Consider the following 24673-nt stretch of genomic DNA (forward strand, 5'->3'; position numbering starts at 1 on the left):
GATCTTTAAACTTTTTATATTTTAAAAGACTTTATTGCTACTTAACACTATTTCATACCACCTTTTCAAACAATTATTTCAAATAAATTTTAGTGCTAGTATACAAAACCCTGTAAATATAAAATAAAAAAGCATGACATAAAATTGTCATGCTTTTTTTTCTATCTATATTTTCAAATCGAATACAGAACATTTTACTCGGGAAAGAGCTTTGTCACTTGTTGAAACTACTTAATTCTCAAACACAAAATTAATCTTATTATCTTTCCACTCTAACTTCGCATCAAACGTTTTCTCGCCCTTTTTAAAGCCTTTAATTAAATCGGTCTTCTCACCTTTTAAGAGCTTTGTCATATTCTTTTGCGAAATTGTTTTACTTAATATTTTCTTCGAGATGGTAAAGTCACATTGTGTTGTATTGTAATTGGAACAACCGTAAAACGTAGATTTATCAATTACATCACCATCGCATTTTTTACAACTTCCAACCTTTTTACCTGTCGTAAATTTCGATCCTTTTCGCTCAATCGATTCAACATGTAATCCAGTGAAATCCCATTTCTCCGACATTTCTACCGCATCTTCAATAATTTTAGCTGATAGCTTTTTCGTTTGTTCCATAAATGTAGCTGGTGAAGCGGTACCTTCTCCGATTTCTGCAAGACGTTGTTCCCATTTTGCAGTCATTTCCGGTGAAGCTAGTATTTTGTCGCCGATTGCTGTAATTAATACTTTTCCCTTATCAGTCGCATACACTTGGTTTTTCTGCACATCTATATATTTACGGTCTTTCAGCATCGTAATGATGCCGGCACGAGTCGCTTCCGTACCTAAACCTTCTGTTTTCTTTAATACTTTCTCCAGCTCTTCATTCTCTAAATACTTACCTGCCGTTTTCATTAACGTAATAAGTTGTCCTTCTGTATAACGCTTCGGTGGCTGTGTTTTTCCTTCTTTCACTTTCACCTTTACAACTTTTCCTTGGTCACCTTCAGCTACAATTGGAAGAATCGTTTCGTCATCTTTATCGTCTTGGAAAATAACTTTACGCCAACCTTCTTGTATTTGCTGTTTTCCTTTCGAAATGAACGCAGCACGTTCGTCTACAAGAGTTGTAATTGTTGTGTAGTCAAAGATTGCTACTTCATAATGCGCCGCAATAAGTCGTCTTACGATCATATCGTAAATTTTCTTTTCATCGCCTGATAATTTGCTTGGATTGGTAACTTGTTCTGTCGGTATAATTGCGTAGTGATCTGTAACTTTCTTTTCATTCACATAACGCTTATTGTTCATAATCGATTCAACCGGAGCCGGTAATAAACCTTTATATTCATCAAACTGACTTAATTTCTGTAAAATATCAGGGAACGTCGCTGCTTCTCCTTGTGTAACATAGTTAGAATCCGAACGTGGATAAGAAACTATCCCTTTTTGATATAGTGCTTGCGTTATATCAAGCGTCTTTTTCGGCGAAAATTTAAAAGCTTTATTTGCTGTCGCTTGCAGTGCTGATAAATTAAATAAAAGCGGCGGCTGAAACTCTTTACGCTCCGTTTTCATTTCTTTCACTTCTGCCGGTTTCCCTTGACAAAAAGCCGCAATTTTATTCGCCATATCAGGGTCTTTTAAGCGGGATTCATTATCCTTCTCCCATTTCCCATCATATTTCTTCCCTTCAATATTAAAGGTTGCGAACACTTCCCAAAACGGCTCTGACTTAAAGTCTTCAATTTCTTTCTCACGCTTTACGATTAATGCGAGTGTCGGTGTTTGTACACGTCCGGCGGAAAACACATCATTCATTCCCTTTTTCTTTAGCAAAATGCTAAAAACACGCGATGCATTCATACCAACAACCCAGTCGGCGCAAGATCTTGTATATGCTTCGTAATACGTATTAATCGTATCTGCTTCATCTAGTAAGTTTTTAAACCCTTGATAAATGGCTTGCTTCGTTAAAGATGAAATCCAAAGACGTTTCATCGGCTTTTGCACGTTACAAAGATTAATAATGTTTCGTACAATTAATTCCCCTTCGCGCCCAGCATCGCCTGCGTGAATAATTTCTGTTACCCCCGGATTATGTAACAGCTGTTTCACTACATTAAATTGCTTATACTTTGACTTTGTTACTTCAAATTGAAAACGTTCTGGAATCATCGGTAACGTATTAAGTGACCATTTTTTCCACTCTGCATGATAATGTTCTGGATTACATAACTGCGTCAAATGACCAATTGCCCATGTACAGTACGCTCCATTTGGAAATAACTCATTTGCTTCTACTTCTAAATATCCATCTTTTCGGCGATATTTAAACTGTGAAACAAGAGCCAAACCTTGATCTGGTTTCTCGGCAATAATTAATTTCATTGTATAACTCCCTATCTGTATTCCAGTGTTACTTTCATTGTATATATGTTTAGAAGCGATGATAAAACAACAATCTTATTTATCATTCGCGGGTCGCTCCCAAAAATGGGATAACTATAATATTATACGCTTTTTCTTTATTGCTTCACAATAGGAGAGTTGCATTATCCAAGTATCCTCTCTTAATTCGTCTTTCGTAACATGGTAATTGGTATTTCTAGATTTCATGATTTTATAAATAATTCTAAATCTATTCACATCTAAATTAGCTACTACATTTCAAAAGATGAGATATCTTCTCTTTTCTATATGTCCTTGAAGTAAAAAAATGTGATTTGATATTACGATTAGTTCTCATATAAGAATCCGTCTCGCTCCAAACATAATTATGTTTGGAGCGAGACGGATTCATTTACTCAAGATTTTAAAATATGGGTTGAGGACTCTCCTAATCTATCCCATGCTGTGAATGCTCAATTAAAAGTAACAAAATTACATTTTTTAAATATCATACTTTTATTTCAAAGTTATACACGTTTAGTAAACCTTATGATCCGATACACAATTATTGCAGTAATCGAAATAATAAGAGCGGTTATCAAGCCAGCTTCTCCAATCCAAATCTCTAATTGATATCCTGTAGTTGCACGTGCAAAAGGCCCTTGAATAATAGCATTCCAAGTGGTGTGGATGATAACCGACGGCCAAACACTACCTGTGATAAGTCGTAAATAAGCTGTAATATAACTGAATGGTACAATACAAAAATAGATGCCAAGTACAGAGAGAAAGACAGATGTTCCCTCTACATATAGACCAGCAATAACAATTGGGACATGCCATGTTGCCCATATTAATCCACTAATAAGGATTGGACGTGAAAATTCCGCATCGACTAGCCTTGTGAGCATATAACCCCGCCAACCCATCTCTTCTCCCATAACTGGGATTAAGTTAAGCAAGCTTCCTAAAATTCCGCTCAATACTACTATAAAAATGAAACGTAATGGTATCGGTAGATACTGAAGTCCAAGTATATTGTAGATAGGTTCTAGCATACCACCTTGTGGGAGCTGAAACCTCGCAAATCCGCTAAACCAGGCAATCGAATATGTAATTCCACATATTATCATAGGTATTATCAGGGCCAAAGTAATCCCCTTCCATATCTTTAAGTTATCTAGACTAAAAGATACATCTTTAAAGCCTTCTCGCAGTATGATACGAGTTAGAATAGAAGAAATTGCAGGAGTAAACATATATACCACAATTAGCGGCATGCTTTTCGTAATCATTATTACTACATTTAAAAGAATAGAAGTAATGAACAAAATACTTAAAAACAGTTGCAGTCCTTTTTTAGCACGTTGGACTTTATCCATATTGTGGAATGATTTTGCATGTAATATCATTGTAATCCGTCCTTCCCCTTTTATTAATTTGTTTATCTAATCAACTTCCTGTCATTTCGAGAAATACAACACAGAATGAAGATGTTTTTTCATATTGATTAATCAATCCCCCCTCTTAAATTCATAATCTAGCCTTACTTACAATTCAATCATGTAATTATTCTTCATAAGTTGTCATAACCGATAGTACGAAACTGTAATGTTTAACCTATGACCTGTGTCAAATAATCTTGTGACAATATGTAACTAGAAAATATGATATGGAATAAATAAAAATTGAATTACGGCAATTGATTCGTGCAAGTACATGAATCAATCTTGCTTTTGAAAATAATTCAATTGAGGTGAAAAAAATGAATAAAAAAAAGAGGTATTGTGGAATGGTTGCAATGGTTAGTACAGCTATATTAGTTGCAGGAGGTGGAGAAGTAGGAAAAGCACAAACAGTTGCAGTTGAAGATTCAGCTCAATCAATCCAAAAAAATATCGTTAAATCAATACAATCACAGGCGCATCCATTAAAAACGACAGAACCGTCAAAACCATTTGAGGATTTAAAACCACTTAAGAAAATGATTGGGAGCGCACAATATGTAGGATTAGGAGAGAATACTCATGGAAGCTCTGAAATTTTCACTATGAAGTTTCGACTTGTGAAATATTTGGTTACTGAGATGGGTTTTACAAATTTCACAATGGAAGAAGATTGGGGAAACGGATTAAAGTTAAATGAATATATACAAACAGGAAAAGGAAACCCTAGGGAGTTTTTGAAATTGTTATATCCTACTGATGAAATTATTGCCATGATTGAGTGGATGAAAGATTATAATGCTGATCCATCCAATAAAAAGAAAATCCAATTTATCGGACTTGACTTAAAAACAATGGACCAAAGTGTCTTTAATAAAGTAATTGATTATGTAAAGCAGCATCGACCAGATTTGCGGGCAGAAGTAGAAGAAAACTATAAAGATCTTTCTTCTTTCACTGGAAGTATACAGGAATATATGAATCTTGCTCCTGAAATGAAAGCAAAGTTCAAGGCAAACGCTGAGAAAGTAGCCCAATTACTAAAAGATGAGAAGGAACAGACAAACAAAGATGTAGGTTCATCCGAGTACATCTGGGTAAAAGCAACAGCGAATGCAATAGAGAAATTTACCACAATGCTGCTTTCTAATGACTACCCAAATGTAATAAAGCTACACGAGCAATACTTGGCCGATCATGCAATGTGGGCACAAGAGACATTTGGTGGTAAAACTATGGTATGGGCACACAATATTCATATGGCTAAAGGAATTATCGATGAGAAATTATACCCTGATGCTGCGGGGCAGTTTTTGAAGGAACGTTTAGACAATAATTATGTCACAATTGGTAGTACAACTACGGAGGGAAATTTCACTTTATACAGTGAATATAATCCTTCCACCGGAGGTAAGATTGCAACAGATACTATTCCACAAAATGTAAAAAGTTTCAATTACACCCTCGGAAAAGTACCATATAAAATGTTTTTATTGGATAACCGTCACCTTAAAGGACACGCAGAGAAATGGGTTAGAGCAAAAAGGCCATTACTAAGTATAGGGGGACAACTCCTCCCAGACGGTTCGTTATACTTTGATACTTCATTGCTTGAGCAATTCGATATTATTTTTCATATCCGAAAAACAAGTCCATCTCATATTAAATAAAAGTACAAAACAATCCCTTCTTGCTGATCCAAGAACGGGATTATTTTGTAGATGATTAATAAAATAATCTTGTTTTTAACTAAGAATAGGCTAATCCCCCCTTTTATCATCATGTAAAAATGTCATATGACATTTTTACACTAGTGAGTTTGACAAAAAAAGCAGTATGATGCGTTTATTACATAGATAGGAGCGATGCACTTTATGAGATCAAGATTCATCCAGAATGGTTATTTTTTATTACTAACTTTCATTACAGGTTTGTTTTATTTTTGTTTTTACTTAATAGCTCTGCTATTCAGTTTCACCCTTTCATTTACGGTAGTTGGGATTCCATTAATTATACGCGTACTACAAACTACCAAAACTTTTATCCAATTCGAGCGCATACAAACGAAAATTTATACTGATATTTCGACAGACTCTTACGATAGAAGTGTAACAACGGATACATCGGACTGGGCTCAAGTGAAATTAGGACTTACGGATCGCCGCACTTGGTCTGCTGTCTTTTGGTTAATGCAGAAATTTGTGATTGGCATTTTCAGTCTCATTAGTGCAATCATTTTTTATGTAATGCCACTTATGTTCCTGTTAGCACCATTATTGTATCGATACATCGATATGAATATTATTTTCATACAGATAGATACTTTTCCAAAGTCACTCCTTATAATGTTTATGGGTATAGTGTTTACCGCCATAAGTATTAAAATGGTAGATGGTTTAACGAAAAAATTTGGAGGTTATACACGCAGTATGATTCAGCAACTAAATCGATAGAAGTTTGTAGTCTACGAATAGTAGGCAGTTTAAACTTAAAAATATAACAATGCAAGAAGGATTATTCTATACTATAGGAAATGAGAAAGAAGGCTACTTAGGGGGTAAATGAATTGTTTGATATGGTTAAATATTGGTTTTGGTATGATTGGATTATGTTAGGAATTCGTCTACTTGTTAGTGTGTCTACCATCCTAGCAACATTAAATTTTCAGGATGGTTTAACATTACCACTTTGGATTATTATTCTTTGGGAAATTATTGCCTTCTCTATTCCATGGGTGGCCTTACTGTTCAATTACAAATATTACTTATTCACAGAAATATTGCTATATGGTGGACTATGTATATATTTAACCTCTTTATTTCCAGAAGCTTACAATATTTTTCTTATATCGGTGTTTCTTATCGCAGCAAATAGTAAGCATTTGTCCTATTATTGGACAGCTCCAACAACAGTTTTTGTAATAACCGGGATTTTCTATGCAGTTGCGCCAAGTAATAGCTATTGGATTATGGTCACCTACTACGGATTCGCTTATGTAATGGGATTCGCTTTCCATTTATTAATCATCAATCATAAACAAAATGAAGTAATTCGTAAACAAAACGCGGTACTTGAGCAATATATGTCTCAGATCGAACGCATTACACTGGCCGAAGAACGAAACAGGCTCTCTAGTGAGCTACATGATACAGTAGGCCACGCCTATACTTCCATTATTATGGGGATGGAAACGTTGCGAACCGATCTTGCTACCGAAATGGGTGTACAGAGGCTAGATTCCCTGCTTGAAATGGGACGTAAAAGCATCGAAGACGTGAGAGGTTACCTACATCAAATGGATCCTCAGTGTCAATCGTCTTCCTTGATTCAATCTCTACAAAATCTTGGAGCTGAATTTCAGGAGCACGCTCAGGTGGATGTAAGCTTCCGAACATTCGGAGAGGAATATCAACTGTCTCGACAAGCGAAGATAGCATTCATTCGTTGTTTACAAGAGTCCCTTACGAATGCGGTACGTCATGGTCAAGGGACTGAAATAATAGTTTCATTGCAGTTTGAACAACAATATACGAGATTAGAAGTGCAAGATAATGGAAAGGGAAATGTAGAATGGCAGGAAGGCTTCGGTATGAATACGATGAAAGAGCGGGCAATGAATTTGCAAGGTCAATTGTCTGTATATACAAAGCCAGAGGAAGGAATGCTTGTTACATGTACCATACCGCGACAAACTGAAATAAAAGATGGACTTATTCGTTTATTAATTGTCGACGACCAGCCATTTGTTCGGGAAAGTTTGAGTACACTACTCGACAGGTATGAAGATATAAATGTAGTCGGTTTGGCTGAAGATGGCGATCAAGCCATCGACTTGTGTGGGCGCCTTCAACCTCACGTTGTACTCATGGATTTAGATATGCAGCAAATGGATGGAGTCGAAGCGACAAAAAAAATTAAGCAACAATGGCCACATATCCGCGTATTGATTTTTACAACGTTTCAGGATACGAAACAGGCGTTGGACTCGCTTCGTAACGGTGCGGATGGTTTTTTACTTAAATCCATTGAAACGTTAGAGCTAGCTAATACGATCCGACTTATTCATGGCGGTGGGACGCTGATTGATCAGGGGATGTCTCACAAAATATTTGAGCAGTTTGATGAGCAAAACGAGACACCACAGTCAAAAGCAACTGCTTATGAACTAACAGCCAGAGAGATAGAAATATTGCAGCTAGTAGCAAAAGGACTTCGATACAATACGATAGCTTCAAGGCTATATTTATCGAATGGTACGGTCAGAAACTATGCTTCCTCGGCTTACACAAAGTTAGGAGTACGTAACAAGGAAGAAGCTGTCCAGAAGGCTCTAGAAATTGGAATTATCGAATGAGAAAACGGTTTGTTATTTCTTTAGAGCTAGCTAAGCTGTAGTTACAAGATGCAGTAAGGAATAAGACTATAAATCTAATTTTTTATCGTTTTTGGTAGGCAATTTTGAATAGGTTCATCCTGTTTTCAAATCTTTAAATAGCCTTACTACATTCAATATGTAGTAAGGCTATTATATTCTATATCAAAATTAAGCATCTTTATTATTACTATATCGAAACTAGTTTCACATCTTTTCACCAGAAGCCAAACAATACTTCCCATACCTATTAAAGATCTTTATCTGTTTTTATGTAAGAGATTGAAGAGACGAAATAATATCTTTGTTCATTCTTTGGCTTCTTTTTGTAAAGAATAATAGATAAGTAGAAAGTAATCTTTTATGATATAAATCACTTTATATTCGCTTCATTCTCGTTTCTTCTTTTGGAGGAGTAATTGGCGTATTTGAAACATGGCCGAGGCACAAAGAAGGGTGCTAATTTTATTTCGATCTTCCTTGCACCCAAGTAGCAATATCATTTATTACATACTCAGGGATATTGGCAGGACTATAATATTCATCCGGTTTACTTAATTCTCCATCTCCTTCTGTAAAGAAGTGATTTAACTTTGGATATAGTCGATAATCAACGTTATCTCGTTCTTTTAATTGTTCTTTCCATAGAGGAATTTCGATTTTTGATTGAACTTGATAGTCTCTTTCTCCTTGAATAATTAGAAGCGGTGTCTTTTGTTCTTTTGACATTTCTGCTGCTTTAACTTTACGAATAGAATCCCAAAATACTGCTGATCCTAAATAAAAACCTTTTGGAGGATTCTGACTAGAGAAGTTGGGATCATTTAATAATTCAAATTGCGATTTGTAAAATTTATATTCATCCGGTTTCATTGCTCCAATAGAAAAAAGATACTCAAATTGATCTAAAACAACATCTTGAATCGTACGGGCTGGTCCTCCCATCACAATCGCCCCAGCAATATTTTGATTTTGGTCTTTTTCAATCATTTTCGGAAGCATCATTCCACCTTGACTATGACCAAGAATATAAATTTGATTCTTATCTATCAGAGGTTCATTTTTAAGAAAATGAGTCACAAGAAGAGCATCATCTGTTGTCTCTTTATCCACTGTATAAAAAGGACTGGATTGTGTTTTCAATCCATGTTCATAAGTTCGTTTATTATAGCGAAGGACAGCAATTCCTTTCGAGGCAAGGCCTTCAGCTAAATCACGAAATGGTTTTAAAGCAAACGCTGTTTCATCCTGATCGGCTGCTCCAGATCCTTGAACAAGAATAACCGCTGGGAAAGGACCCTTCCCCTTCGGAACAGACAATGTTCCTGGTAATGGAAACGCACCACTTCCAACCACTACTTCTTTATCAACAAAGGATTCAGGCTTACTATATGACGGACGCTCTGCAACTGGACTAAACGACATACTAAGTTGAAAATCATCTATTTTTCCAGATGGATCTAGCTTAATTAATAAAGGTACTGTAAATTGTTCAAAAACTAATTTAATCTCTACATTTGTATGAACAGAATTTGTCTCTTTTTGTGTTACCTCTCCAATCTCCATAAAAGAACCTGCTTGTAATTGCGCAGGGAGTCCCTTCCAATAACTCTTCAGCCATTCTTCGGATATTACTTTCTGTAATGATCGAGAAGTTAAATCAATTGCAGATTTATAGTCTTCTGTATCCATATAACGGATAAATGAAAGGGTAGTAGCTATAACAGGATTTTCACTTTCAGTATTGTCTATTTTTTTTATATTGTTGTTTGTTTCCTTTAATGTCGAAATAAATTGGTGATTGAACGGATTTTTATATGTACCAGGATATAAGCTTGATTTTAATACATCCGTATTCCGTCCCTCATACAAACTTGAATCATTCACAAAATTTTCAGGTGAAATTACTTCCTCTGCATATGAAACTGAAGGAATAGCTATTGTACAAATTGCACTAACAAGTAATAACCTATTCCCTATCCTTCTTTTCGTGCTCATATTTATTGATTCTCCTTTCGAAATTAAATTTTTTATACAGCTTGCCCTGTACTATAAGAAAAATTAAAATTATCAAAGAGATTAATAGTCTACTTTACGATCCCCCCTAACAGATTAAAAAGCTACTATAAACAAACTTCAATAAAAAATGCCTTCTCCCTCTTTTTTTTGACTGGATTTTTGAGTGGCATGGAAGGACCAAGCTGAATCACATGTAGCCGACCAAAGGCATACAGGTAAACCGGCATCCAAATTAAAATTTTTATGATGTATAAAAATAAAAATAGAAATTCCTATTTTTGAGTAATAAACGTAATCATTTGTAGTACAGAAAAGGATAGATAAGGCTAAAATGCCTTTATCTATCCTTTTCTATCACATATAATGTGAAGGTTTTTTGTTTTGGGGTTGATTTGTTTTCTTAGCTTGATAGCGATGGGGTACCACCAAATGCCCATCAAATTAAGAACTTGCTTTACCCCAAAATTTTTTCAGAAAAATTGTTTTTTGAACCAAAAAAGTATATTTTCAACTATAAAAACTATGACAAAATTTATCCGGATTCCTTTTTATCTACTTGCTAAATTCAGCAAGTAAAATATTTTTAAAAGGGTCAGGACTATCAGCTTTAAGGCTGTTCAAATTGATGGCCAATGTATGCTTGCCTCCAAGTGTGCCCCCAGCAAAAGTTAAAAATCCAGGAATGCTTCCTCCATGCCCCCATATCGATACACCGTTTGAAAGCTTCATTTTGAAAATTCCAAGCCCGGAATCGCCAAGTTCATCTGTTCCTGTAGGGACTGTTGTAAGCATTTGCTTTAGTTGCTGTTCTTTCAGTAATTTGCCCCCAAGTAAATAAGTGAAGAATTTGTTTAAATCATCAGCTGTAGAAATCATATCTCCGGCCGAGCTCCCCATACTTGGGTTATAATAAGTAACATCTTTTGGCTCACTTGCTCCGTCTAATTGGATATATCCACGGGCATGCTTGGTTCCTGGAATAACGCTTGAATTTCCGGGTAAGAATGTATTCGATAATTCAAGTGGTTCAATAATTCGATTTTCAATTTCTTCCGCATAGCTGTTCCCAGTTACTTTTTCAATAATAATCCCTAGTAATACGTATCCTGTATTTGAATACGACCAGCTCTTTCCTGGAGCAAAATCTGGAGGCATGGATATTCCCATCTTTACTAATTCTTCAGCAGTATAAGATTTTTTTGTATCCATGATATTAAAATCCTTTGACGTTGTGTAATTAGCAATACCACTTGTGTGGTTCAATAATTGCCGGATAGTAATCTGTTTATCATCATATCCATTTCCTTGAATGACACCAGGCAACCATTTTTCAATGGAATCGTCTAGATTCAAGCGGTTTTCTCCCGCTAATTGAAGTATAACTGTTGCAGTGAACGTCTTTGTCACGCTACCAATTCGAAATCGAAAATCTGTTTTCATTGGTTTCTTGGTACTTAGATCCGCTACCCCAGCTGCATAACTCCATGTTTTTCCGCCCTCAGAAGTTTTAGCAAGTATCCCTGGATATCCAAGTTTCAATGTATCCCGCATTGCCTCTTTGACGGAATTTCGATCTCTTTGGTTGCTTGTTGGTAACGAACTAGATAGATTTTGAGTGAGCTCCGCTTTTACACTTGAGGTTGGAGTTGTATAAAACAGAGAACCTCCAGTTATTAAAAGGGTTAAACCTGTAAATGTAATTTGACGATGCTTTTTCATCAAAATATTCCTCTCCCCTATTCATATTGTATAAATGTTTATTTTCTGTTTGGAACTAATCACACAGCTTTCTTCTTAACCAACTGCAAAAGGACGACATTGAATTAGTAATCACTCTTATATCCGTTATTTTACAAACGGCTTTCTGACCTAAAATATGGTCTTCCTCCTCTCACTCTTCTTTACATTTTAATCATACACAATGAAAATCTCTTTTTTCTTACCTCTTCCTTACAAATTCCTTACTTTCAAAATCACTTTTATAATTGATTATTTTTTATTTTAATAACATTTAGTTGTATTAATTTGATAGGAATTTGACAGCGCACAAAAGTTTCTTTATTCCAAAAAATAAATTTAAATACATATTACTATTTAATATTCAATATTTTACCTATACATGTTCTAACATTATTCCTTATCATCTACAGCTTTCACGCTAAAAATAAGACATTTCATCATGATGACGATTAAGTATTTTTGAATTATGTTAAGTATGAGCATGAAAAATCTTTAACAAAACATCAGTTATTCTATTTCCTAAGAGATAAACATCGTGATGTAGCAATCCTTTCCTTTTTTCTTGGTAGTCGTATTCGTGTAAGTGAATTGGCCGATCTTCGTATGGAAGATATAAACTTAAAAGAAAGGCTAATTGATGTAATACGAAAAGGAAACAAAGAAGACTCTGTATGGATTACCCCAATTGCATTAAATGCCCTTGAAAAGTATATGGAAATTAGAGATAACAAATATGTTCCAGGAAAAGAATTAAAAAATGTGTTTTTATCAAAGTATAAACATACTGCACAGCCTCTTTCCGTTAGGGCTATCCAAGATATAGTAGAAAAATATACTAAGGCCTATGGCAAAAAAATGTCTCCTCATAAATTAAGACACACATTGGCAAATAAATTATATATGGAAAAAAAAGATTCGTTACAAGTGATGCAACAACTTGGGCATACCAGCCAAGATACGGTTTTATTATACACACAGCTTGGAGAAACAACTATTAAAGATAACTTAGGCGGAATAGGAAAAAATAAATAATAAAAGTTCAGCAATGCAAAATTGCTGAACTTTTATTATTTCTCCTGCTAGAGTTAATAGTGTTTTTAAATATCATGCATTATCCATTACATATTTAATTTTATTATATAAAAAATACATAGTTAAAATCCTACTTTAATTGGTATATAAAAACTCTCTCTTGTTAGATTAGATAAATGGAAAATTTTAGATTCCTACAATTATTGTTTACGTTAAATGTGAATTTAACGAACACTTGGGAAAATGGGGATTAACCCCTTCCCCCATCTGTTGTAGAATGACATGAAACTCTAAACTATTTAAACAAGAAAGTTTAAACTAAAATTTTTTAGATTTACAGAACTAAACTCATCAAAAGTCAGCTCTTTTTCATTTTTTTGGTGATCACTCTTTTAAGTTGATAGCGATGTGGTGATACCCGTTTAGAACGATATCTTTGCCCTAAAAAAAATCGAACCATAAATTTGCCGGCAAGCTTATGGTTCGATTTAAATTATTTACTTTTAGTAACTACTCAGCCCCTCTATGAAAAAAAGCCAGAAAAGCATCTTTTTAAATGGGCGAGAGGGACTGGCCATGCATAGAGGCGGTCAGTGCCTTTTCCTGCCACGCGCAAAGCTTTAAAACAAAGAAAGGCAGCGAGGTGTAGGTCCATTTTTATCTTCATCGCTGGAATTATACTCCTTACCAAACTTCTAAATAAAATGTATAGCTGAGTAGTTACCTTATTTTTCAAAAAAACATTCTGACTATTTCTTTTTCACTTCTTCTACAAATTCCCATGTCTCTCCGTTATCTTTTGATTGATAAAGTGCACTACTATCGCCATTGTAGTCTCCATCTGCCCCTTGTCCAACTAACATATTAAAAACCCCATCTTTCTCATATGGCATACTAGGAGAATCAAAAGGACTTATTGCGGACTGTGTATAATCTAATTTCACTTCATGCGGCGGATATTCTACCTTTTTGAAAGATACCCCCCCATCATCTGTGCGATATAACTCTCCCTCATTACCAGAAGGTCTAACTGCTCCTAAAAACCCAAGTTTATCATTTATAAAAGTGATTCCTGCTACACTACCAATCCCCCTATTAAATGGGTCTGGATTAATAACCTCCCATGTTTCCCCTTCATCACTAGTCCTGCTTAATGAATAAAAGGCGCTCCCTAATGCTTTATCTATCATATTTAGTTTATAACCAACTTCTTTTGATAGGAAAAACTGTTCTTTTTCATTCTTTAAATCTTGTTGTTTCTTCTCTTTAAGCCTCTCTTCATTTGGAGGCGTCTTTGATTTACTCCAACTTGCGTCACATATTAAGTTATATCTAGCAGGTACTAGCTCTTTCTCTTTTCCAGGGACAAATATAGATACAGTATATCCAATGATTTCTGAAGCTGCTTCTTTAAGACTCTGCCCCTTACCATCCTCAGTAATATTAATAATTCCCTCTGTATTGGATCCCCAATTTCTTTTTCCATAATAAATCAACCCATACTTACTTTCATTCCACTTTCTAACCGTTTGCTTAATTGGAATCGCATTAACCGTTTTAATTAAAGGTTCTACTAATTTATCATCATCATAATCAGGCTTTGCATATCCGTCTCGTATTATAGTAATATCTTCTGATTTCTTATTATTATAAGAGATTAAATAAGTTTCTTCTTTCCCATAAACATTTTTCCCATAAACAAATGTATCAAACGCTGTGATTGTTCCATCTGAATGAAATGTAAGATCAAAATCAGTTGCCATATACAATTTCTTTGGCAAAGGATATCTTTTATTTATATCTTCAAAAATACCTTCTACCCCAGATTCATATATATTATTATGTTTAAGTTTAACTGATTTTTCATGTTTTAACCTTTCTATAAACCATGCCAATTTGCCATTATAATTTATTGCACTTTTATAAATCTGCATCCCATAAAATGATGTAATTGCAACAATAATGATAATAGAAATGGATCTCCATGCTATTGAATTAGTTAATTTTTTAGTTTCATATTCTCTATTTTTTATTACCCGGATTGTAGTAAATGTAGTCATGGATATAAAAAGTACTATACATAATAACAAAATATAAATATTATAATTCATCCTTCCGTACTTACAGTATAAGGCTAACTCATAACAAAAAATCCCGTATACAATTATTAGTATTGGATTTGTTACTAATGACAGAAGTATCCTTTTTGCATTTTCCTTAAATATAGAAATCACTCCTAATTACATGAATTACTGATATTAAGTATACTTTATTGTAAAGTAACAAAAAAGCTATTTAATCTTGCCGCCAAAAATACAATAGACATCCGTCTATGTAAATCGCAGATGTCTATTAAAGCCGTTTAAAAATTTAGTTGTTTCATAGACAATGGACTTTTGAGTGAATACTAAAGTTGCTTCATTTGAGAGCTAAATATTGAAAATGAACCCTCATATATTAATTCATTCCCCTCAATGATATTTATCTTTCAGATTTTGTTGATGCTTTGTATAAAAAAGATTCTAAAAAGGTAATTATAATTGAATTAGAGAAAACACGCGAAGGTTGGGAAATTAGTAAATCATAGATAAAAACGTCCTATATTTTAATAGGACGTTTTTTCTTCTATAAATAATATAGTTGAGATGTATTGTACTCATAATTATAAATGTTTTTTAATTATGGACATTATACAAGTCGACCAATTCTCCAATATCTAAAAAGGACGGTTTAACTACTTACTTATATCTATCTATAATTCACTAAACCTACTTCTCCTCATACCATGGGTTTAAATGAATTAGTACTTCATATATTTCTGGGTTCTGATTTATAATAGTAGTTTTTATATCCCTACAAATATCATGTCCTTGCTGAATGCTTAAATGTGCCGGAACACTAATTCTAATATCAATTAATACATAGTGACCATGATCACGTGCGCGCATTCTATCAATTCTTTTTACAAAAGGATGGGCCTGAATTACTCTCTTATATTCACTACATTTCTCGGTAGGAATACCACCTTCCATTAATATATATATTGCTTCTTTCCCCATACTAATCGCTAACTTTAATACGAAAAAGGAAACGATAATACCAGCTAAAGGATCCCCATAAGCTGCATATGGAATGGAATAGGTAGTGTTTATCAAAGCAATACCAATTCCAATTACAGCTGCAATTGAGGCATAAACATCAGCAAGATGATCATAAGCAGTTGCTATAAGCCCGTTGCTTCTTGTTTTTCGACCAATTCGTATTGTGTATACATATAAAATTTGCTTCCATATTAATGAAATAATCGCTGCTATAAAAGCAATTATATGGGGTTCTGTCGCTGGTTCAAATAATGACTTTATTGATTCATAAGTCATAAATAAAGCCGCTAAAATTAAAATCACAGCTACAATTCCTGATGATATAACTTCTGCTTTACCATGTCCATAAGGATGATCTTCATCAGCTGGCTGGTTTGAAATTTTCATTGATCCCAATGAGGCTACGGATGCTACAACATCGGCAGCATTATGAATCCCATCGGCTAATAATACCTGACTTTTGAAAAGTAAACTGACTATAATTTTGATGAGAGTCAGAAATATATTGCTAATTACACTAATCCATGCTGCCAATAAGGACGTTTTTTGGTTAGCATTCATAGTTATCCCCACCTTAACTTTACTCTTGTTTCAAAATATTATTGTTTAATTCAATTGTTTAGTTATAAGTCTATATCTCATCATTTTAATTTCTTTCATACATTACCAAATAATAAGTATGTGGGTCTATACAAACATTTTCTCCTATCAGTAAAGGTTAAAAGCATAACTTACTTTGTTCTTTTATCCTTATTTGTTATGAAGTGTAAAAAAGAGTGACACAAAATGCCATATGCCTTTTATTATTCCTTTTACGTTTAGTATTGGAGTTACTTTAACATCCTTAAAATAGTAATTATGATTGAATAAAAAGACGAGAGTTGGAAATTAGGAAATCATAGAAAAAACGATTTATAAGATGTAATATTGAACCTAAAATAATTAAAGATAAATAAGATATACTACACGATGACGCATGTTGTTTAACAATGTAGTTTTAAGGTGTATTATCCCTTTGCTTGATACACCTATTGTTTATGTTTTTTATCACCCTTTTATCATTACAAACATCAAAGCGACTAATGTGTTGCTTTGATGTTTGATGAAATGTCTTCAGGTATGATTTCTAATTCACTCTGCACATTAATCTTTACTCATCTGATCACAACAATTATTTTTACAGGTTGTCCATTTCACATAGCTGTAGCAAATACTATAAGATTAAAAGCATATAATTGAATATGAGTGTAAGCTGTATACATTATTTATCCTTCTTTTAACTTCTTGGAGATTTTCCATATGATTGAGTATCTCTATACGCTTTTCTTTAATGAATGTTAAATGATAAAACTTTCAATTTTATTACACTCTTTGTATGTTAGTTTTTAAACTTTAATTAAACCTTCATTTATTTAAGAATTTATAAATCAGTTGAAATATTTGCATCAAATTCATCTGATTTTTTAGTATCTATTTTTTCCCCATCTATTGTCACCCTTATTTCTTGTTTTTGGTTTGCTGTTACTATCCAAGCATTCGGTAAATAACGATCTTCATGGGATAATGTAGAAGGTGAATTTATAACCTTTCCTCCTAAATATAGCGTAGCAGAAGAACCTCCATCCATAGCCATTGCATTTATTGCTCCTTTTTCATATAGAATATCTTGACACTCTTTTAACGTAGCTCCTATGCTATGTGTCTGCCTACCGTCAATCACTAGAAACATTATTGTGCCATCTTCTTTTTGCGCCATAATACTTCGGGGAGCAGAGCCCCAACCACCGTCTCCTTCTGTAATCATTTTTTCTCCATTAACAATTAACTGTGGCATAAATCCTGCTGCTGAAACGACTTGTTTATCCAAAAGTTGTTGGGTAGAATAATTCCCTGTTATCATTTGTCCAAACTTTGTTAAGCCCGTAATAATTGTAGGGGTATTTTTATCTATATTTGTATCAATTGCTTTCCCATTTTCTATTACTATTCCAGTTGCAATATTTCCTCCACCCCTTCCTGTTTCATCGGCAAATCCACTTGCATTCACAGCAACAAGTGCATGATTACGTTTTGCCATTACGCTAATTTTTTCTCCTCTTTTATCGCCCTGTGTTCCTTGATGGCTAACAAGTTTAACATTGAAAGGGTTACTAATAGTGACTAATTTTCCTTCGAAAAGAAAGCGACTATCTTTGTTACTTTTAATCGTTTCTACGTCAATTTTTAATGGCTGATTTTTTAATTCTTCTAATCTTTTTCCTGCTATTTTTTTATAAATATTCTCATCACTATTTAACCATTTTGGATGATTAATTCTATCTTGTAATTTATCTAGTTCCTTTTGGGATAGGAATGTATATTTCGCATATTGTGGATGCTGAGAAGTTAGTATACTCCCAGCAATTGTTACACGAAAATCTCGGCCATAGTTAGTACCAAATAATATTCCTATGCCAATAAGCATGAAAATAGAAAGAAGGAGCAAAATTCGTTTGAAGATTTTTCTTAGATGTTTCATAGTTTTATCCTCCGGCATTAATTACATTCAATGAATCCTTTAAAATATTATTTACCTAAAGACAAAAGTGTTTGTTCTCCTTATTCCCGAGTTCCCCACTATATCTTAGCAAGCAAGGCAAAATACTTATTCTACATTTCGTATTTATTTCAGTGTATATTTACAAATTTAATAACGTTTTTGCAACCAAGAAATATATTACTAATCCTGTTCCGTCAACAAATGTTGTAATAAATGGACCAGAAACGACTGCAGGATCTAATTTAAATTTTCTCAAAATTAAAGGTAAAACAGCTGCGACAAGCGAAGCCCAAATAACAATAAATAATAAAGTGATTGCTACAACTTGTGCAACTTCTGTTCCAACCCCTAACATATAAGCACGAATGAGCCCAGCTACCCCAAGTGCAAGTCCGAGAAGCATACCAATTGCAAATTCCTTTTTCATTACACGGAAAATGTCTTTAAATTTCACCTCTCCAATACCGATTGCACGAGTAATTGTTGCTACAACCTGTGTTCCTGTATTCCCTCCAGTACCTACTAATAATGGAACAAAGAAAGCAAGGGCAACTACTGTTTCAATTTCGTCTTCAAAATACTTTAGTACTGTACCTGTATATGCCTCAGCAACAAAAAGAAGCAATAACCATGGTAGGCGTTTAAAGAAAATGCTCCAAATACTAGATTCAAAGTAAGATTGATTTAATGGTTCACTTCCACCTAACTTTTGGATATCTTCTGTAGCCTCTGCTTCCATAACATTCATTACGTCATCAAATGTTATAATACCAATCATTTCATTATTTGCTGTTGTTACGGGTATTGCTGCTAAATTATAATTCAGTAGCTTTTTTACAACTTCTTGCTGATCAACCTCAGCGGGTACTGAAATCACCTCTCGAATCATGATATTAGATAATATCTCTTCATCTGCTGCTAGTAATAATTCATGTATGGAAACGATTCCCTTAAGATAACCATGACTATCAAGAACATAAATATAAGAAATTGATTCTACATTTTCAGAATGTTCCCTAATGTACTTCAATGTCATTTTTACTGACCAATTCCCTCTAACTGCAACATAATCACTTGTGACAAGACTTCCTGCCGTTTCAGGTTTGAAAGCCATTAACTTTTTTACATTATGTTTTGTAATTTTATTTAGATACGCCATTAATTGAGCTTGTTTTTCCGGATGAACCGCTAGAAGTAGATCTACTGTTTCATCAATCGGTTGTAAATTTAGTAATTTTTTAGCTTTGTTTTCAGATAAGTGAATTAAGATATTATATTTTTCTTCTATACTCAAATGTTGAAGAATTTTTGAGCTTTTTAATACAGGAATCTTATCTAGTAATATGACTTGATCTTCAATTGAAAACCGTTTTATTTCTTGCGCAACATCATACGACGGATGACGTAAAACTTTATCTGCATCCAAATCATTTTGGGTTACAAGTAATTCATTTAATAATTTCTTCATGTTAACTCCTCCTCATATTGCTAAGGGAGACTCTAGAGTTTCATGAGTGGTTTTGTATTATTTTACCTGTCTAAATTTTGATTAGAGCATTAATAGTTACATTGCAATCAATTTATTATTTAGAACTACCTCCTTTTTGAATATAGACAAGATAAAAATAAATAACATTAAACAAAAAAAACCTTACTCAAAAAGGAGTAAAGGTTTTTTTACAATACAAATAAATGATTATTAAGACAGCTCTGCAAAAATCCCAGAGGTGTCTTTCTATCAAATCGTATACCACTCCCTCGTTGAGTTTTAGCACTGTATAGCATAGGTTTTTATAACCAGCTACATTAAAAAGGGCCTTAATCCGACCGTTCCTGTTGACCCATTGGCGTCTCTCGACATTTTTGGGCAGCAGCGTTTCTCTATACAGGAGCCTCACCTAACAAAGATTATTGAATTACTTCAAAATTTAAACCAGAATTTAATATTTGTCAACTAACTTTCGATTTGATTCATAAAAAATTCTTTTTTAGAGAAATGTAATTAGATTCTATTACAAATTTGAAATTCTGCTTAAAAGATATAAAATTTAAATACAATTAGTTCGAAAAAAAGTTATAAAACATATGAAATTTCGTATAAGAAACTTATTGTTTATAATTAATTTGTAACTTTATAGCAGAAGTTGCATCATTAATCATACCGTACTTCAAAAGAACATTCTTCAAAAAATCTTATTTTATGATTAAAATCTTCTTTACTGTTTATCAAATTTATATGGTTAAACTACTTAATCAAATTATACATTCCAAATCGCAAATATGTATCTATATGAGACAATTAAATACAATTTCTCATATCATTTCTCAAAGATTTATAAAGCAATAAAGAATATAAAGTTAGCAATACGTTACTTGACAGGCAAAAAAAAAGTATTTATGCTGGCTACACGAAACTAACACATAAAATTTATATTGCTAAACCTGTTAGGTGAGGCTCCTATACAAACACAGGCTATTGCCCAAAAATGTCGAAAGACGCCAATGGGTAGAACAGGAATTGTCGGATTAAGGCTCTTCTTAAGATAGCTAAGTAATGAATTTCCATTACTTTACGTTGTATAGTGCCAAAGCTCTACTAGGGGGAGAAAAGCTTTATTTAGTCATGCCATTTTGAAATCCCCCTAGTATGTAACTAGGGGGATTTTTACGTAAGAAAACAGGGTGTAAGCGATAGGATCTCTCAAAACAAAAATACTATTTATTAATTGGTGAGAACAAGATTCTATTCATTAGCAAATGTAATATTAAGTGTTAATGTAAATCAGGAGGATATAAAAATGAAAAAAATATTAAAACTCGATTATCTATTGCTCCTCCCTCTATTCATAACATGTACTTTAGGTATTATCATGATGTATAGCGCGAGCTCCATTGTAGCTGTTCAACATTACGGTTATAACAGTAGGCACTTTGTCGATTCTCAATTAACAAAGCTATTTTTAGGAACAATTGGGCTAATAGTTTGTGCTATTCTCCCATATGAAATATGGAAAAAACGAATAGTCTCAACCTGTATTATGATTGGGGGAATTTTTTTGTTAATTATGGTTTTATGGAAAGGAAAGGTCGTAAATAATGCTCAATCTTGGATCTTTGGAATACAGCCAGCTGAATTTCTTAAATTAGGAACAATACTTGTAACAGCCCGTTTTTTTGCATTGCGACAAGGACCAGTTAAACAAACTTGGTTTGGGGGCGGAAAACTTTTATTTTTTTTAGCTACAATTTTTTTCCTAATCTATAAACAGCCAAACTTAGGATCTGCTCTTTTAATATTAGGTATAGGTTGTAGCATATTTCTTTGCTCGGGAATAAATATAAATCTATTAATTAAAAGAACTATACTCGGTTCTATTTTTTGGTTACCTATTTTTTATTTTTTGATTCAATTTAGTTTGTCAGAAGTTCAAAAGACACGTATTACTACGATTCTCAATCCCTTTGTTGATGCACAAGGGAATGGATATCAGCTTGTAAATTCTTTTATTGCCATTGGCTCAGGAGGAATTATTGGACGTGGATTCGGAAATAGCATTCAAAAAACTGGTTATCTCCCAGAACCACATACTGATTTTATAATGGCAATCGTTTCTGAAGAATTAGGATTTATTGGTGTATTCATTATAATGACCGGAGTATTAGCTATAGTTCTTCGCTCACTAAAAATTGCACAGCTATGTGAAGATCCCTTTGGAAGTTTTATAGCAATTGGTATAGGCTGTATGATTGGTATGCAATCTGTTGTTAATTTAGGCGGTATTACGGGAATACTTCCTCTTACGGGTACCCCATTTCCATTTGTAAGTTTTGGTGGAAGTTCTTTAATGGTTAATTTAATAGCAATAGGAATACTACTTAATATTTCAATTTTCAATAAAATTAAGTTTGATAATCATAATATATGATTATCAATATAAGATTCTATTTTTAATGGATGAATTCTTTCTCGTTTTGGACAGACTGATTCCGTAAATCAATCTGTTGTTTTTTCATTAGAATTATTGCTAAACAATAAAATAAACACAGTAAAAAAAATATAACATTGTAAAAATCCGTGGCAAGGGATGAAGCATTCATAATGGCTGAGAAAATATATATATAATTGGCTGGTCTCAATTCTTAAAATTCTTTTTATTATATAGATAAGCATAAAAATATTAGGAAGTTAATAGTAATATATATCAGATAGAAATTATTAAATCAAAAGAAAAAGCAATCATTGAAAATATAAAGCATTAAAGACAAGGCAAAAGATACACGAAACAAAGAATACGGATGCAAAAAATGAATCAATTTACGTATAGAGTACATTTAAAATACAGTTTTCAAGAGAAAACATTTAAGTAAAGCTTTACTACAGATTGGCGGGCAACCTGTAACAGACGAAACACCTCCTATTGTTAGAATGCCTACAAAAGCAAATAAAACCTGTTGTTTGGATTTATTTTCCTTTCATTTAGTTATTGTACTAGTAATTTATTCCATTTCAAAGATAGTGATGGCTACTATCATTCTTCTAGGAATACAGAATTATTAATGCATTCATTTTTGGATATTTATCAGTTCCAAGTTAACAATTCTAAATAAAATTACCCTTTAGGAAATTAAAGTGGAATGATATTTGCCAACAGGAAATTTTGCTAAGAAAGGACAGGGAATAAGACTATTGGTAGAGCTTTTACTGGAATTAATTGTGAGATTAACGTAAATTGCAAGAGTACGCTCGTAAAATTATGATATATATAAATCAAATCGGAGTGAATACGATATGAGAGCGGTCGCGAAAAAAGTAAAAATAATACGTTTGCAGGATGAATATTGTAAAAATTGTAAATATCAAACGGATGTAGAACAGTATTGTATTGAACAATGCGACATAGGAAAAAAACTTATTACGCTGGGTAAAAAAGAATTTAGAAAGAGATCGACAAAAGTAAAAACGATAGAAGAAAAATGGGATGAAAAGTGCAAACAAGCAATAATTTTATATAATCAAGGAGTAAATTATCCAGATATTGCAAAGGAAATGGGGTGCCACGTGAGTAATTTGTATAAAGAGCTCAAAAAACGTGGATGGTTACAAATGTAAAATCATGAAATAAATCCCCAAACAAGTTATACGATTGGAACATCCTTTGTATTTGATATGAACTGTATACTTGCTTATTTTCAGCAATTACAAAACAAACTATTTCATTTATATGTTCTAATTTTTGATTATCTAAAATTGGTATTTCACACCTTCTCATTTTTGAGGAAGAAGTCTTCTTTCGGAAAACGATAAAATTTTAACATTAAATTTCTGGGTTATAATTTCTAAAAAGAAAAACACCCGTTCTGATTAAGGACGAGTGTTTTTCTTTTTAGGTTATCTGACAGGGATAAACTTCCATGAGCTAGGTTTTTGTTTTTTTTCACCTAGTACAATCCAATTTTTCTTTGCATTTATATTCTCATAATTTAATGGATAGTCATCTGTAAAAATATTATATTCTGTAGGATTATCCAGGTTAATTTTAATTTTAAAATCAGCTAAACTATCAGATTTTTGAGCAAGGTGAATCCAACTAGAATAATTGGACCAATTTAAATATTGGAATTGGTCGTAATTTGAGTGCTTCATGCGAAGATATATACTCTCTCCGTGGTGTAGCTTTGCATCATTTTCTTTGTAGAATTCAAACTCTATAGGTGTACCAAATAAAGCATTGTTTTCTTTATTTGCAAGTGTGACATAATCGTAACGATTTGCTAAATACCATTCAAAAGTTAGACCTTGATAAGGAGATTCACTTGGTACGATATAATAGTTTTTCCCTGCTTCTATGACATTTCCTTCAATATCATAGATTAATGCAGTCTCTATACTTGGAGCTTTCACATTTTTAGTAAAAGTTTTAAACCAAAGATTTAAGAAACCTGCTGTATTACGCTGAGCTTCTCCTAAGCTCCGCTGCACAGCTGGGGTAACCATTTCTTGCCACAATTGTGCCTTACCACTATTATAATACTTAAATGTTTTATCATT

The 24673-nt window shown here is 33.3% G+C and carries 13 protein-coding genes, 5 pseudogenes and 2 riboswitches; of the genes and pseudogenes, 7 read left to right on the forward strand and 11 right to left on the reverse strand.

The features are described 5' to 3' along the window. Positions 1 to 231: 231 nt before the first annotated feature. Both topB and G9F74_RS06855 read right to left on the reverse strand, forming a co-directional pair. On the reverse strand, positions 232 to 2376 hold the full coding sequence (topB, locus tag G9F74_RS06850) for a DNA topoisomerase III (protein ID WP_000766748.1): 2145 nt from the start codon (positions 2374 to 2376) through the stop codon (positions 232 to 234). A gap of 527 nt (positions 2377 to 2903) precedes the next feature. Further along, positions 2904 to 3788: a CPBP family intramembrane glutamic endopeptidase gene (locus tag G9F74_RS06855; RefSeq protein ID WP_000600478.1), complete on the reverse strand. Its 885-nt coding sequence runs from the start codon at positions 3786 to 3788 to the stop codon at positions 2904 to 2906. Positions 3789 to 4168: 380 nt separating this feature from the next. Here G9F74_RS06855 and G9F74_RS06860 point away from each other — a divergent pair, with 380 nt between their 5' ends. From G9F74_RS06860 to G9F74_RS06870, 3 genes are all read left to right on the forward strand, one after another. Further along, positions 4169 to 5491, forward strand: coding sequence for an erythromycin esterase family protein (locus tag G9F74_RS06860; protein WP_000226294.1), 1323 nt, complete (start codon positions 4169 to 4171; stop codon positions 5489 to 5491). Between the two features lie 204 nt (positions 5492 to 5695). Further along, a complete protein-coding gene (locus G9F74_RS06865; protein ID WP_001257618.1) occupies positions 5696 to 6274 on the forward strand; it encodes a sensor domain-containing protein in 579 nt (192 codons plus the stop codon). 113 nt (positions 6275 to 6387) lie between these two features. Beyond that, complete coding sequence (locus tag G9F74_RS06870) at positions 6388 to 8175, forward strand: helix-turn-helix transcriptional regulator (RefSeq protein ID WP_016108189.1); 1788 nt, start codon at positions 6388 to 6390, stop codon at positions 8173 to 8175. Positions 8176 to 8504: 329 nt separating this feature from the next. On the opposite strand, the pseudogene G9F74_RS06875 reads toward G9F74_RS06870, so the two are convergent. The 3 genes and pseudogenes from G9F74_RS06875 to G9F74_RS06885 all read right to left on the reverse strand — a co-directional run. Then, positions 8505 to 8657: pseudogene (locus G9F74_RS06875) on the reverse strand (IS4 family transposase); the annotation flags it as partial. A 1-nt stretch (position 8658) separates the two neighbouring features. Further along, positions 8659 to 10191, reverse strand: a complete 1533-nt coding sequence (locus tag G9F74_RS06880) for an alpha/beta hydrolase (RefSeq protein ID WP_016108188.1) — start codon at positions 10189 to 10191, stop codon at positions 8659 to 8661. A 573-nt stretch (positions 10192 to 10764) separates the two neighbouring features. After that, complete coding sequence (locus G9F74_RS06885; protein ID WP_016108187.1) at positions 10765 to 11931, reverse strand: serine hydrolase domain-containing protein; 1167 nt, start codon at positions 11929 to 11931, stop codon at positions 10765 to 10767. A gap of 441 nt (positions 11932 to 12372) precedes the next feature. On the opposite strand from G9F74_RS06885, the pseudogene G9F74_RS06890 reads away from it, so the two are divergent. Next, positions 12373 to 12984, forward strand: a pseudogene (locus tag G9F74_RS06890) (tyrosine-type recombinase/integrase); the annotation flags it as partial. Positions 12985 to 13733: 749 nt separating this feature from the next. Here G9F74_RS06890 and G9F74_RS06895 read toward each other — a convergent pair. Further along, on the reverse strand, positions 13734 to 15218 hold the full coding sequence (locus G9F74_RS06895; protein WP_080119686.1) for a WD40/YVTN/BNR-like repeat-containing protein: 1485 nt from the start codon (positions 15216 to 15218) through the stop codon (positions 13734 to 13736). A 263-nt stretch (positions 15219 to 15481) separates the two neighbouring features. Between G9F74_RS06895 and G9F74_RS30525 the strand changes: the two are divergent. Continuing rightward, positions 15482 to 15571 (forward strand): annotated as a pseudogene (locus G9F74_RS30525) (DUF4878 domain-containing protein); the annotation flags it as partial. A gap of 181 nt (positions 15572 to 15752) precedes the next feature. Here the strand turns inward: G9F74_RS30525 and G9F74_RS06900 are convergent. The 3 genes from G9F74_RS06900 to mgtE form a co-directional block, all read right to left on the reverse strand. Continuing rightward, complete coding sequence (locus G9F74_RS06900; protein WP_131202351.1) at positions 15753 to 16646, reverse strand: cation diffusion facilitator family transporter; 894 nt, start codon at positions 16644 to 16646, stop codon at positions 15753 to 15755. An 859-nt stretch (positions 16647 to 17505) separates the two neighbouring features. Further along, positions 17506 to 18603 carry a phosphodiester glycosidase family protein gene (locus tag G9F74_RS06905; RefSeq protein ID WP_000681828.1) on the reverse strand — a complete coding sequence of 366 codons (1098 nt, stop codon included), beginning with the start codon at positions 18601 to 18603 and terminating at the stop codon, positions 17506 to 17508. Positions 18604 to 18763: 160 nt separating this feature from the next. Continuing rightward, complete coding sequence (gene mgtE / locus G9F74_RS06910; protein WP_000735192.1) at positions 18764 to 20092, reverse strand: magnesium transporter; 1329 nt, start codon at positions 20090 to 20092, stop codon at positions 18764 to 18766. A gap of 277 nt (positions 20093 to 20369) precedes the next feature. Beyond that, positions 20370 to 20537, reverse strand: a riboswitch (M-box (ykoK) riboswitch). Positions 20538 to 21058: 521 nt separating this feature from the next. Beyond that, a riboswitch (M-box (ykoK) riboswitch) is annotated at positions 21059 to 21235 on the forward strand. Positions 21236 to 21422: 187 nt separating this feature from the next. On the opposite strand from mgtE, the gene G9F74_RS06915 reads away from it, so the two are divergent. After that, entirely contained in the window at positions 21423 to 22550 is a 1128-nt protein-coding gene (locus G9F74_RS06915) for an FtsW/RodA/SpoVE family cell cycle protein (protein WP_016108183.1), read from the forward strand. A gap of 319 nt (positions 22551 to 22869) precedes the next feature. Here the strand turns inward: G9F74_RS06915 and G9F74_RS30005 are convergent. Continuing rightward, positions 22870 to 23052, reverse strand: a pseudogene (locus tag G9F74_RS30005) (ISNCY family transposase); the annotation flags it as partial. 361 nt (positions 23053 to 23413) lie between these two features. On the opposite strand from G9F74_RS30005, the gene G9F74_RS06920 reads away from it, so the two are divergent. Continuing rightward, positions 23414 to 23734 (forward strand): helix-turn-helix domain-containing protein, encoded by a 321-nt coding sequence (locus G9F74_RS06920; protein ID WP_001202918.1) that lies wholly within the window; start codon positions 23414 to 23416, stop codon positions 23732 to 23734. 279 nt (positions 23735 to 24013) lie between these two features. Here G9F74_RS06920 and G9F74_RS30010 read toward each other — a convergent pair. Next, positions 24014 to 24673, reverse strand: a pseudogene (locus G9F74_RS30010) (Kunitz-type protease inhibitor); the annotation flags it as partial.

Origin of the sequence: Bacillus sp. EKM202B (genome assembly GCF_011066025.1) — a bacterium.
In the GTDB taxonomy this organism is placed as follows: domain Bacteria; phylum Bacillota; class Bacilli; order Bacillales; family Bacillaceae_G; genus Bacillus_A; species Bacillus_A toyonensis.

Bases quoted from the DNA above. Each gene is read 5' to 3' on its own strand.
- G9F74_RS06900 (WP_131202351.1), bottom strand. From the start codon at position 16,646: ATGAATGCTAACCAAAAAACGTCCTTATTGGCAGCATGGATTAGTGTA.
- G9F74_RS06905 (WP_000681828.1), bottom strand. From the start codon at position 18,603: ATGAAACATCTAAGAAAAATCTTCAAACGAATTTTGCTCCTTCTTTCT.
- G9F74_RS06920 (WP_001202918.1), top strand. From the start codon at position 23,414: ATGAGAGCGGTCGCGAAAAAAGTAAAAATAATACGTTTGCAGGATGAA.
- G9F74_RS06885 (WP_016108187.1), bottom strand. From the start codon at position 11,931: ATGAAAAAGCATCGTCAAATTACATTTACAGGTTTAACCCTTTTAATA.
- topB (WP_000766748.1), bottom strand. From the start codon at position 2,376: ATGAAATTAATTATTGCCGAGAAACCAGATCAAGGTTTGGCTCTTGTT.
- G9F74_RS06855 (WP_000600478.1), bottom strand. From the start codon at position 3,788: ATGATATTACATGCAAAATCATTCCACAATATGGATAAAGTCCAACGT.
- G9F74_RS06860 (WP_000226294.1), top strand. From the start codon at position 4,169: ATGGTTGCAATGGTTAGTACAGCTATATTAGTTGCAGGAGGTGGAGAA.
- G9F74_RS06880 (WP_016108188.1), bottom strand. From the start codon at position 10,191: ATGAGCACGAAAAGAAGGATAGGGAATAGGTTATTACTTGTTAGTGCA.
- G9F74_RS06865 (WP_001257618.1), top strand. From the start codon at position 5,696: ATGAGATCAAGATTCATCCAGAATGGTTATTTTTTATTACTAACTTTC.
- G9F74_RS06915 (WP_016108183.1), top strand. From the start codon at position 21,423: ATGAAAAAAATATTAAAACTCGATTATCTATTGCTCCTCCCTCTATTC.
- mgtE (WP_000735192.1), bottom strand. From the start codon at position 20,092: ATGAAGAAATTATTAAATGAATTACTTGTAACCCAAAATGATTTGGAT.